At 63.7% G+C, this 11,569-nt stretch carries 13 protein-coding genes; 8 read left to right on the top strand and 5 right to left on the bottom strand.

The features are described 5' to 3' along the window. Positions 1 to 561, top strand: a 561-nt coding sequence (locus A2J03_RS04130) for a carbohydrate ABC transporter permease (RefSeq protein ID WP_068370066.1), incomplete at its 5' end; no start/stop codon positions are given. Between the two features lie 5 nt (positions 562 to 566). Continuing rightward, the gene (locus A2J03_RS04125; RefSeq protein WP_068370063.1) at positions 567 to 1,733 is read left to right on the top strand and encodes an ABC transporter ATP-binding protein; all 1,167 of its coding nucleotides are present in this window, start codon (positions 567 to 569) and stop codon (positions 1,731 to 1,733) included. 149 nt (positions 1,734 to 1,882) lie between these two features. Here the strand turns inward: A2J03_RS04125 and A2J03_RS04120 are convergent, their stop codons facing one another. Both A2J03_RS04120 and A2J03_RS04115 read right to left on the bottom strand, forming a co-directional pair. Then, positions 1,883 to 2,158: a hypothetical protein gene (locus tag A2J03_RS04120; protein WP_068370060.1), complete on the bottom strand. Its 276-nt coding sequence runs from the start codon at positions 2,156 to 2,158 to the stop codon at positions 1,883 to 1,885. A 93-nt stretch (positions 2,159 to 2,251) separates the two neighbouring features. Next, positions 2,252 to 3,754: an MFS transporter gene (locus A2J03_RS04115; RefSeq protein WP_068370057.1), complete on the bottom strand. Its 1,503-nt coding sequence runs from the start codon at positions 3,752 to 3,754 to the stop codon at positions 2,252 to 2,254. Between the two features lie 106 nt (positions 3,755 to 3,860). Here A2J03_RS04115 and A2J03_RS04110 point away from each other — a divergent pair, with 106 nt between their 5' ends. Further along, positions 3,861 to 4,976, top strand: coding sequence for a winged helix DNA-binding domain-containing protein (locus A2J03_RS04110; protein ID WP_068370055.1), 1,116 nt, complete (start codon positions 3,861 to 3,863; stop codon positions 4,974 to 4,976). Here A2J03_RS04110 and A2J03_RS04105 read toward each other — a convergent pair. Then, a complete protein-coding gene (locus A2J03_RS04105) occupies positions 4,954 to 5,817 on the bottom strand; it encodes a chromosome partitioning protein ParB (protein ID WP_068370052.1) in 864 nt (287 codons plus the stop codon). The two genes, A2J03_RS04110 and A2J03_RS04105, sit on opposite strands and share 23 nt — an antisense overlap. Then, positions 5,807 to 6,523 carry a metallophosphoesterase family protein gene (locus A2J03_RS04100; RefSeq protein ID WP_068370049.1) on the bottom strand — a complete coding sequence of 239 codons (717 nt, stop codon included), beginning with the start codon at positions 6,521 to 6,523 and terminating at the stop codon, positions 5,807 to 5,809. Before A2J03_RS04100 ends, A2J03_RS04105 begins: the two co-directional genes overlap by 11 nt. A gap of 33 nt (positions 6,524 to 6,556) precedes the next feature. Between A2J03_RS04100 and A2J03_RS04095 the strand changes: the two genes are divergently transcribed. Continuing rightward, entirely contained in the window at positions 6,557 to 7,165 is a 609-nt protein-coding gene (locus tag A2J03_RS04095; RefSeq protein WP_068370046.1) for a suppressor of fused domain protein, read from the top strand. Here A2J03_RS04095 and A2J03_RS04090 read toward each other — a convergent pair. Beyond that, positions 7,162 to 8,259, bottom strand: coding sequence for a magnesium and cobalt transport protein CorA (locus tag A2J03_RS04090; RefSeq protein WP_068370043.1), 1,098 nt, complete (start codon positions 8,257 to 8,259; stop codon positions 7,162 to 7,164). The two genes, A2J03_RS04095 and A2J03_RS04090, sit on opposite strands and share 4 nt — an antisense overlap. A gap of 58 nt (positions 8,260 to 8,317) precedes the next feature. On the opposite strand from A2J03_RS04090, the gene A2J03_RS04085 reads away from it, so the two are divergent. The 4 genes from A2J03_RS04085 (at position 8,318) to A2J03_RS04070 (ending at position 11,460) form a co-directional block, all read left to right on the top strand. After that, complete coding sequence (locus A2J03_RS04085) at positions 8,318 to 9,181, top strand: PHP domain-containing protein (protein ID WP_068370069.1); 864 nt, start codon at positions 8,318 to 8,320, stop codon at positions 9,179 to 9,181. Continuing rightward, positions 9,178 to 9,792 carry a MarC family protein gene (locus tag A2J03_RS04080; RefSeq protein ID WP_068370040.1) on the top strand — a complete coding sequence of 205 codons (615 nt, stop codon included), beginning with the start codon at positions 9,178 to 9,180 and terminating at the stop codon, positions 9,790 to 9,792. Before A2J03_RS04085 ends, A2J03_RS04080 begins: the two co-directional genes overlap by 4 nt. A 4-nt stretch (positions 9,793 to 9,796) precedes the next feature. Further along, entirely contained in the window at positions 9,797 to 10,057 is a 261-nt protein-coding gene (locus A2J03_RS04075; RefSeq protein WP_231912355.1) for a hypothetical protein, read from the top strand. 206 nt (positions 10,058 to 10,263) lie between these two features. Further along, on the top strand, positions 10,264 to 11,460 hold the full coding sequence (locus tag A2J03_RS04070; protein ID WP_068370035.1) for an NAD(P)-dependent malic enzyme: 1,197 nt from the start codon (positions 10,264 to 10,266) through the stop codon (positions 11,458 to 11,460). Positions 11,461 to 11,569 lie beyond the last annotated feature (109 nt).

The following is an 11,569-nucleotide window of genomic DNA, read 5'->3' as shown; positions in this document are numbered from 1 at the left end:
TATGCCGTTGCACGGCTGGACTTCCCGGGCAAGAAGTTGCTCGTCGGAGCGGCTCTTCTGATCGCAATGTTCCCGCAGATCTCGCTCGTGACACCGTTGTTCGACATCGAACGCAAGCTCGGGTTGTTCGACACGTGGCCCGGCCTGATCATCCCGTACATCACGTTCGCTCTACCGCTGGCGATCTACACGCTGTCGGCCTTCTTCCGTGAGATTCCGTGGGAGCTGGAAAAGGCGGCCAAGATGGACGGCGCGACACCGGCACAAGCATTCCGAAAGGTGATCGCACCGCTCGCGGCGCCCGGAATCGTCACCGCCGCGATTCTTGTGTTCATCTTCGCCTGGAACGACCTTCTGCTCGCTATCTCGTTGACGGCGACGGAACGGTCGATCACGGTGCCTGCCGCGATCTCGCAGTTCACCGGCAGCTCGCAATTCGAAGAGCCCACTGGGTCGATTGCCGCGGCCGCCGTGGTCATCACCATTCCGATCATCATCTTCGTGCTCTTCTTCCAACGACGCATCGTGGCGGGCTTGACGTCCGGCGCAGTGAAGGGATAACCGTCATGGCCGAAATCGTTCTCGACAAAGTCACCAAGCTCTACCCCGACGGTGCTGCTGCGGTCAGCAACGTGGACATCACCATCGCCGACGGCGAGTTCATCATTCTCGTCGGACCCTCGGGATGCGGAAAGTCCACGACCCTCAACATGATCGCCGGGTTGGAGGACATCTCGTCGGGAGAACTGCGCATCGCGGGTGAACGCGTCAACGAGCGCGCCCCCAAGGACCGTGACATCGCGATGGTGTTCCAGTCGTACGCGCTGTACCCGCACATGACCGTCCGACAGAACATCGCATTCCCGCTGACGCTTGCGAAGCTCAGCAAGAACGAGATCAACGAGAAGGTGGAGGAGGCTGCGAAGATCCTCGACCTGACTCAGCATCTCGATCGCAAACCGGCGAACCTGTCCGGCGGTCAGCGTCAGCGAGTTGCCATGGGGCGAGCCATCGTCCGTACACCCAAGGCGTTCCTGATGGACGAGCCGCTGTCCAACCTCGACGCCAAACTGCGCGTGCAGACTCGCGCAGAGATCTCGCGGCTACAGAAGCGACTGGGTACGACGACCGTGTACGTGACGCACGATCAGACCGAAGCGATGACACTCGGCGACCGAGTGGTGGTGCTGCGTGGCGGTCTCGTGCAGCAGATCGGTTCGCCGCAGGAGCTCTACGACAAGCCGCGAAACCTGTTCGTGGCGGGCTTCATCGGTTCGCCGTCGATGAACTTCGTGCCGGGAACCTTGACCGCTGACGGCGTTGCCACCGAACTCGGCAACTTCGAACTCCCGAGGGAGCGGCGCGCGGCGATTCAGAAGAAGAATCCGGGCAACGAAGTCGTGGTGGGTATCCGCCCCGAGCACTTCGAGGATGCCGCGCTCATCGACTCGTACCAGAAGCTCAGCGGCGCAACGTTCACCGCGAAGGTCGACGTCATGGAGTCGATGGGCAGCGACAAGTACGTCTACTTCGAGTCCAAGGGCAACAAGGTGCAGTCCGCGGAACTACAGGAACTCGCAGCGGATGCCGGACTGGGCGAAGCCGGTGCCCAGGTGGTTGCACGCTTGGCTGCGGAGTCCAAGGCAGCCGCAGGCAGCGACGTCGAGTTGTGGTTCGATCCGGCGAAGATGTCGGTGTTCGACCAGGCGTCGGGCGACAATCTGACGCTCTAGGCCTTCGGCCCACTGGCACGGTTGAGTGCATTCCGATGCACTCAACCGTGCCACTGAGCGGGGAGCGCTGAGCCACTGAGCGGGGAGCGCCGAGCCACTGAGCGGGGAGCGCCGAGCCACTGAGCGGGGAGCGCTGAGGGGCGCTGAGACTACCCGGCGGAACCCGTCGAGAGACCCTGGAAGAAGTTCGGCGAGTAGTTCGGGTACGTCGTCGGCGCGGGCCCGGGCTGAGGTGCGGGTGCCGGCTGTGATGGTCCGAAATTCGGCAGCTGGAACTGCGGGTTCTGAAAGTTCGGCTGGTTCTGCTGCGGTCCTCTGTTGTCGTGAATCGGGTCCGCAGAGGCGGTTCCGACGACGGCGACGAGCGGAACTGCAACCAGAGCGCACGTGACTGCAGTGCGGGTGACGATCTTGCGTGCGTTCATTGTTTTCTTCCCTTTCGAAGTAACTGGTGTACATCCACGAACCTATGGACGTAATCAGCGCGGCGAAAGGCGAATGCACACCTTCCCAGAACCTCAGCAGTCGTTTGCCAGCATCTCTCTAGCTGCGCTTTCTTGGTGTTTCGCCTGAACCGAGGTGGGCCGATCCGTGGAGCCTCCTGTGAGGGCGCTGGCAGGCGGCGAGGGTACCCGAATTGCCAAGGCGGACAACGTCACTATCGCGCAGGCGAGTGCTCCGACCACGAAGGCCGCGGTGTACACGGCCTCACGGGGCACGGAGGTCCCGGCGATGGTGTACGTGGCGAGCATCGTCGTCAGAACGGCGCTTGCAATCGAGGTTCCGACGGTCCTCACGATGGAATTGACGCTGTTCGCGACGCCGGTGTCGGTGGCGGATACCTCGGCGATCAGCAGATTGGGAATGGCGGCGAAGGCCAGCGAAACGAAGATGTTGATCACCGCCGACGCAACGATCACCTGCCAGGTGACGGCGTGGAAGAAGGCGAAGAACACGAAACCGGCGCCGCCGATGACGCCACCTGCGATCAGGACTCGACGGGGGCCGTAGCTTCGGATGAGTCCGCCGCTCAGAGTCGCCACGACGACGCCCGTCACAGCACCGGGCAGCAGGTACACGACACTGGCGGAGAGAACGTCTGCACCGAAGCCGTAGCCCGCGACTTCCCTGGGTGTCTGTACGAAATACGAGCACGCGAGAAAGTTCACGAACATCCCGATCCCGACGAACACGGTTGCGAGATTGGTGGCGAGCAGCGGTCCATGAGTGAGCATCCTCGGTGCGACGAGAGGAGCCTCGATCCGGTTCTCGAAGATCCACCAGATCGCGAGGACCACAGCCCCGACGAGGGCGCACCCGAGCGTCGCCGCTGATCCCCAACCCCAGGATCGGCCCTGCGTCAGCGCGAGGAACAGCAACACCAGTGCCACTGCGAGCAGTACGGCGCCCCACCAGTCCACCGACCCGACGACGTGTCGCGGGCGCCGGGGAACGCCGAACCATGCAAGTGTCATCGCCAGCAGGACGAAGGCCACCGTCAGCCAGAACACTCGGTGGTAGTCGGCGCCGTCGGCGGTCAGCAATCCGGTCAGGACGAGTCCGAAACCGCCGCCGACGCCCAGCGTGCCGGACAGGATCGCCATCGCGCCGACGAGCTTCCTCGGCGGCAATTCGTCGCGAAGGATTGCCAGCGCGATAGGGAACAACGCATAGGAGACACCCTGCAGCACCCGGCCCGCGAGCAAGAGCGGCAGCGAGTGGGTGAGCGCAGCGAGGAGGGATCCGACGAGGACGACGACGAGTACCGCGATCAGTACCGGTCGCTTACCGTGCAGGTCCGCAAGTCGTCCGATGACGGGCGTCGCGACGACAGCGGCGAGAAGGTTTGCAGTGAGTACCCAGCCGGCGGCAGTCGTGCTGACCTCGAGTTGGGCTCCGATCGTCCCGACGATGGGGATGACCATCGTTTGCAGCACAGCAAGGGTCATGACGACGAAACAGAGGCCGGGCAGGAGCAATCGTCCGGGCCGGAGCTCGTCGGCGCGAGCGTGGGTCGACATTCGGTGAAACCTCGTTACATTTCAAAGCGAAGAAATAAAAAAATTTGATGTACGCATCTAAGTACTTATCAGGTTTCCGGCGATCGGGGAAGGTCAGGAGTGGCGCATGGGACGCTCACCTGCACTGACGAACCGCGCTGTGGGCGTCGCCACCCTGGCTCGGCAACACTTGCTCGAACGGGCGGAGATGCCCGCCGAGTCGATGATCGGTCATCTGCTCGGGATGCAGGCTCAGGCACCGTTCCCGCCGTACTTCGGGCTGTGGTCGCGGATCGCCGCGTTTCGAGCCGAAGAACTCGCCGAGTCGATCGAGAATGCGCGCGTTGTGCGGATCGTGCTCATGCGCGGAACCGTGCATCTGGTGACAGCAGCGGACGCTGCATTCCTGCGCCCGCTGGTGCAACCGGTCATGGACACGGATCTTCGAACCAATACCCAGCACCGGCAAGCGCTGGCAGGCGTCGACCCTGCAGCTGTTGCCACCATCGGACGGGAGTTGTTCGCCGACGGTCCGCTGTGGCACACCGAACTCGGCGAGAGCCTCGCACTTGAATTTCCCGGCACCTCACCGTCGTCGCTCGTTCATGCCGCCAGGAATCTGATTCCGCTGGTGCAGGTTCCACCGAGAGCGGTGTGGGGAAAGACGGGACACGTTCGCCTGCTTCCGCTGGAGACGTGGACCGGAGTCGGCGTCGAGACGAATCCTTCGCTGGAGAGGATGCTGCTGCGCTATCTCGCGGCGTTCGGCCCCGCTTCGGTCGCCGACGCCCAAAGCTGGTCCGGATTGACGAGATTGGGTGAGGTGATGGAGCGGATACGCCCGCAGTTGGTCACTTTCACCTCGGAGTCGGGCGCTGAACTGTTCGATCTGCCCGACGCGCCGAGGCCGGAACCGGACATGCGGATGCCGGTCCGGATCGTGGCTGCGTTCGACAATCTGCTCCTGTCGCACGCCGATCGATCGAGAGTGATCTCGATCGATTCCCGCGCGAAGTTGTTCACCCGCAACGGGGTGTTTCCACCCGTGGCGCTCGTCGACGGTCGAGTAGCGGGCGAAGCGAAGCTGACGCGGGAGAGGGCTCGGTCACTGATCACGGTCGTCCCGTACCGGCGGTTGTCGAAAGCGCATCAGGCGTCCGTCGCGGCGGAGGCCCGTCGGATGTCGAAGTTCGCTGCTCCTGACGCTGCCGAGCACGAGGTCACGTTCGTCGAGGTCGTGTAGCGCGGGCCCGTTCCCTCAGTTCCGAGACGATCTCGTCGTTCCAGACATGTTCGCGGACAAGGCGATAGCGCTCGCGGATCATCCACAGGTACGCCTCGGCGTCGGTCTGGCCTTCGAGGATGTCGGCGGCACGCACCATCCTGACGACGGGCAAGAATTCCTCGCCGAACCAGCGCCGGGCAACCGTTGCGCGATCGACGAACTCGCACAACTCCTGCATCAACCGGAATCCCCATGCTTCGACGCATTCGCTGAGCTCGGCGTACTCGAACGGATCCGTCACCGTGACCGCTTCCCGAGCCTTGCCGACGAGGGGGACTCGGGACAGGAAAATCCGCCGATGATCCTTGATCAGCAGGTCGCCCCTGCGGGTGATTCCTTCGGGGGAAATGCGGGTGATGATCTCGCTGACGAGTGCGTCGATCGTCGCGCGATGCATCGCGAAAGCAATCGACACTCGGTGGTGGCCGTCGAGCACGAAATGCATCGACCCGATGCGATAGACCTGGATCGGCGGCATCGCCTCGCCTCGCCTCTGTGCAGCTGCCAATCGCTGCCACCGTTCGCGGATACGAGCCGATGTGGGCCGGAAATACCTGTCGAAATCTCTTGTGCGGTCCACGCTTCCGACGATCGATTCGACGCGGATCACCTGCACGCCCAACTGCCGCTCGCCGACTTTGCCGAGGGCTGCCACCACCTCGTCGAACGGCAGGATCGTGTTGACGTCGTCCGGTTGGCGACGGAGCCAGCCCACGAGACGTGCGATGTCTGCGCGACGGCGCTGACGGGTGAAGTCGTTCTCCGCATCGGCTACGGGAAAGCCGGTGTCACGTGCCATGGCGTCGCCTCAGGATGGTGGGAGCAGTGACGTCCCGGTCGCCTCCGCCGGGTTCGATCTGGAGAAGTGTGTAGCCGACCGTGTTGATGACGGCCGAACCGTACAACTCGAAGTCCTCCGGCGTCCGGCCGTGCGGATGGATATGACCGTGCAGGAGAACCTGCGGGCTCAATGATCGGACGACGTCGTCGAGACACTCGAACCCGATATGAGCCGGATCGGTGTCGTCACCGACGCCGAACGGAGGGCTGTGCGTCAACAGCACGTCGACGCCTCGTCGGTCTCCACGAACTTTCTCGGCCCAGTTCTTGGTTCGAGTCAGCGTGCGGGCGCGTCGGCGTTGTTGCCGTTGCGTCCATTGATTCGGTCCACCGTTGTACCGGATCGATCCGCCGAGTCCCGCAATCCTGAGTCCGGCCGCGGTCACGATCTTGCGGTCCGCGTTGACGGCACCGACCGGGCCGGGCCATGTGCTCGGTAGGCCGGCTCGCATCCATCCTGCGCGGCCTGCGGAATAGCCCGTCAGGTCCGCGTCGTGATTGCCAGGAACGAACACGCACGGTGCGTTCAGAGCATCCGTCAGATATTCGATGTAATCGAACGGAAGATCCCCCGCGCCGAGGATCAGGTCCACGTCCAAGGATCGGACCTGGGAACTCCACAGGCTTTCGATCGTTTCGTCGGCAACAGCAAGGACAGAGACCACTCGGACGACGCTACCGGGCGACGGTGGTGTTGGATGGACTTCGTGAGCGACGGTGTCATCGGCAGTGTAATTGCTCGGGTCCGGGCGCATCTGATCGCCGAGATCGGAGACGAGAACCCTTCGTCGGCGTCGGTGACTTTCCTCGGACTCGAGGCGCTCGACGTGCTTCGATTCGCGGCGGGCGAGGAAGATCTTGTCCGATACGTCACGCTCGGCTGTTCTCGTCATCCGATGGCGGATCCCAACGAGATGGTGGCGGATCAGTCCCGGGGACCGCGCGCGGAGCTGATTCTGACACTGCGCGGTGGCGCCGGAGTCGCGTCCGGTGTGCACACGAAATTGGCCGTATTGGCTGCATCACCTGCGGTCGAGGGTGTCGTTCTGGTGACTGATGCGTTGCTCGATCTGGGTGAGCCGCTGTGGGTGGGGTCGCCGTTCACTGCTGTGCTGCTCGGCGACAGTGACATTCCTGATCTACAGCTGCCCGAGCCGGCCGACCCGGTCAAGTTCTTGCAGGTCGTCCCGATCACGGGCACCGAAGCGGCCTGGGTCCGGCTACGCGGTGCCGACGCGCTCCGCGACGCATGGAACGAAGCCGGCATCGATGTCAGGGACCCGAGCAGGTCCGCGGTCAACCTCTAGAGCCAGTTGTTGCGCCGAAACGTGGCGAACAAGCCGATGCACACCGAGGCCACGATTCCGACCACGATGTAATAGCCGTACTGCCAGTGCAGCTCGGGGATGTTGTCGAAGTTCATTCCGTAGATACCCGCGACCATCGTCGGCACTGCCGCGATCGCAACCCACGCCGAGATCTTCCTCATGTCCATGTTCTGCTGCATCGTCACGCGCGCCAGAGCTGCGTCGACGAGCGAGCTGAGTACTTCGTCGAACTCCGCAACCCGTTCGGCGACTGTCGTGTGATGGTCCTGCACGTCCCGTAGGTAGCGCCGCACGGCCTTGGGGATCGGGGTGTCGGCGCCCTGCACCAACTGGTTCAGCGGCGTCGACAGCGGGGTGACCGACCGTCGAAGCTCGACGACTTCGCGCTTGAGCAGGTAGATGTTCTCGATCGGCACGTGGTGGTTGGGGGAGAACACCTCTTCCTCCATGACGTCGACGTCTCGTTCGATCGAACCCGTCACCGCCAGGTACTCGTCGACGACGTGGTCGGCGACGGCATGCAGAACCGCCGATGGACCGAGGGCGAGGCGTTCGGTGTTCGCCTCCAAACGGTGGCGCACGCCCGCCAGGCCGGAGTGTTCGCCGTGTCGGACGGTGATGACGAAGTCGCGGGCGAGGAACACCATGATCTCGCCGCTCTCGACGATTTCGTTGGCCGTTGTCACCGATTCGTGCTCGACGTAACTGACGGTCCGCAGGACGAGGAATGCGACATCGTCGTACCGTTCGAGTTTCGGGCGCTGATGAGCGTGCACCGCGTCCTCGACCATCAGCTCGTGCAGGCCGTAGCACTCGGCGACCCCGTTCATCTGACCTTCGTCCGGGGCGTGCAGTCCGAGCCAGACGAATCCTTCGCCGCGCTTACGTACCTCGCTGATCGCGGCCGAATGCGTGTACTTGCCCGGCAGTCTTACCCCGTCGACGTAGACGGCACAGTCGACGATGGCGCGAGCGGTGGGGACGGGGACCTTCGGACCGACGGCGTGTCCGCGGTTCGACGGTCGCAGAGAGTGCAGTGACGGAAGCGACGGCCTCGGTGGCAGAGACGGCATGGCGCGAATCGTACGCCTGCGATACGAACGCACCGGTGAGCCTGAGACACTGGCTCTCGTGCTCATCGACCTCCACACCCACTCCTCGGTCTCCGACGGCACGGACAGCCCGGCAGAGTTGGTGCGTGCCGCTCACCGAGCAGGCTTGGACGTCGTGGCGATCACCGATCACGACACCACAGCCGGATGGGACGACGCGGTTCGAGCAGCTCCCGCAGGGCTCACCGTCGTGCGAGGGATGGAGATGTCGTGCGTAGGCCGCGGCATCGACGGTGACCCGGTGCCGGTCCATCTGCTCGCGTATCTCTTCGACCCGACGGACGAGGTGTTCGCGGTCGAACTCGAACGGCTGCGCGACGAGCGGACAGGAAGGATTCGATCGATGGCGGAGTTGCTCGCGGTCGACCATCCGGAAATCGTTCCCGACGAGATCCTGGCCGCGACGGGGGAGTCCGCGGGACGCCCGCACCTCGCTCGTGCGCTGGTCGAGATCGGTGCCGTCGGCAGCGTGCAGGAGGCGTTCGACGGTTACCTGGCGACGGAAAGCCCGTACTACGTGGCGAAGGTGGACACCCCGCTCGACCGTGCGATCGAGATGATCCGCACTGCCGGTGGAGTGAGCGTCGTCGCCCATGCTCGCGCTCGCACCCGAGGCAGGCTGCTGGACCCGCAGCACATCCGCGAACTCGTCGGACACGGTCTGAACGGCGTCGAAGTCGACCATGCCGACCACAACCCTGCGGACACTCGATTCATGCGCGAGCTCGCCGACGAACTCGATCTGATCGCCACCGGATCCTCGGACTACCACGGCGGAAACAAGAACTTGCGGCTCGGTGAGCACACCACCGCTGTCGAGCAGTACGAGCGGATCTTGGCTGCCGCGACGGGTGTACCAGCTGCTGTTTCGAGCCTGTCATGAGCTTCGACACGACGCCGTACCTGACCGTCCTGATCACGCTGTTCGTGATCATGGATCCGCCGGGCGCGATTCCGGTGTTCCTCTCGCTCGTCGGACGCAAGAGCAAGGAAGAGCGGAACCGGGCCGCCTGGCAGGCGCCTGCGGTATCACTGACGGTCATCTCGGTGTTCGCGATCGGCGGTCAGGCGATCCTGAACTACCTGCACATCGGCATCCCCGCCCTGCAGGGTGCGGGCGGACTGCTGCTGCTCATCATCGCGCTGTCGTTGCTGACGGGACGCGGAGCCGGTGGTGGGTCCGAGGCGGAAGACGTCAACGTCGCTCTCGTTCCACTCGGCACGCCGCTGATGGCAGGCCCCGGCGCAATCGCTGCCGTCATCGTCTACGTGAGCCAGGCCGACGGCAACGTGGGTTCTCTGGTCTCTGTCGCACTCGCGATCGTGACGATCCACCTGGTGTTCTTTCTCGTTCTCAGGTTCTCGACAGTGTTGATACGCATCCTGGGTGAAGGCGGTATCACGCTGCTCGCCCGGATCGCAGGTCTACTGCTGGCCGCGATTGCGGTCCAGCTCATTGCGGACTCCGTCCGCGGATTCATCACAGGAGGCTGACGGTTTGCTACGGGGTTTGAGTGGGGCCGTCACCGCAGGTCTCGTCGTACTCGCTGTCGTCGTTGCAGGGGCGCAGTATCTCGGAAGCCAGCGCGGCTTCCCCGGACCCGGGACGGTGTCCGTTGTCGCGCACCTCGGTGCTGCGATCGTGGCGATCGTGGTCCAGCATTTCGCCGACCACCGGCGTCGAGCAGTGTCGGTGCTGGCCTCGTTGTCGGTCTTCGTCGTCGCCGGCGTTCTGTTGTGGACGCAATGGTGGGGTTGAGGTTTGCGCGTTTCGCTGTTCCGGTGGCACACTTAGCAACCAGTGCAGCCTCGGACGCCACAGCGCCAGGCTCGAATGTGACGGCTCACCCGCCTCACGTGATCATGTGGTTTCACGGCAGACGCAGCCACTAAGGGCGCGCTCCGGAGACATCTTCTTCGAATTACCTGCCGGTGCTTCATCGGAATGTTTCCTGGGGCTATAACGTGACAATCGTGACCGAACCGACAAATAACACCGCCGATCTGGCCGCCATCACCGACGAGGAGATCTTCCTCGGACACGTCGGTGGCAAGCTGTCCGTCGAGCTGACAGCACCACTCCAAACTCAGCGTGATCTGTCGATTGCCTACACGCCGGGTGTTGCACAGGTGAGCCGAGCTATCGCGCAGGACGCTTCACTCGTCAAGCAGTACACGTGGACCGACCGGCTCGTCGCAGTCATCACGGACGGCTCGGCGGTGCTCGGACTCGGGGATATCGGCCCGCGCGCATCCCTTCCTGTCATGGAAGGAAAAGCTGCGCTGTTCAAGAATTTCGCGGGTCTCAACTCGATTCCCATCGTGCTCGACACCCATGATGTCGACGAGATCGTGGACACGATCGTGCGACTGCGGTACAGCTTCGGAGCCGTCAACCTCGAGGACATCTCGGCTCCGCGTTGCTTCGAGATCGAACGACGCGTCATCGAGGCACTCGACTGCCCGGTCATGCACGACGACCAGCACGGGACGGCCATCGTCGTACTCGCCGCACTCAACGGCGCCGCGAAATTCCAAGGCCGGAGCACCTCGGGTCTGAAGATCGTCATCTCCGGTGCCGGAGCTGCAGGCGTCGCGTGCGCGAATATTCTTCTCGCCGCCGGAATCCCGGACGTGGTCGTGCTCGATTCCAAGGGGATCGTCTCCGCCGATCGTGGTGATCTCAACTCCGTCAAAATCGAACTGGCTGCGCGTACCAACCCTCGCGGACTGTCCGGCGGTGCCGGAGACGCGCTTGCAGGCGCCGACGTGTTCCTCGGCGTGTCAGCGGGCAAGATCGACGAAAGCTACATCGCGTCGATGGCCCCCGAGTCCATCGTGTTCGCGCTGTCGAATCCCGATCCCGAGATTCATCCGGAAGCGGCCGCCAAGTACGCATCGATCGTTGCGACCGGGCGGAGCGACTTCCCCAATCAGATCAACAATGTTCTCGCCTTCCCCGGCGTGTTCAAAGGCGCACTCGACGCCGGCGCACGTCGCATCACCGAAGGCATGAAACTCGCCGCTGCCGAGGCGATCCTCTCGGTTCTCGGCGATGAGCTGGCTGCGGACAAAATTGTGCCGAGCCCGCTCGATCCTCGTGTCGCCCCAGCCGTTGCGGACGCAGTTGCGGCAGCAGCGCGAGCCGAGGGCGTCGCGTAGGACACAGGGAAAGAACCGCCCCGAACCTGAGCCTCAACGGGCTGTGGTTCGGGGCGTTTCGGGATTCCAGTCGGGAGCGACTACACCTTGATCTTGGCCCTGAGCCGAC

The organism is Rhodococcus sp. EPR-157, assembly GCF_001647195.1.
In the GTDB taxonomy this organism is placed as follows: domain Bacteria; phylum Actinomycetota; class Actinomycetes; order Mycobacteriales; family Mycobacteriaceae; genus Rhodococcoides.
This window is presented reverse-complemented; position numbering and strand designations above follow the sequence as displayed.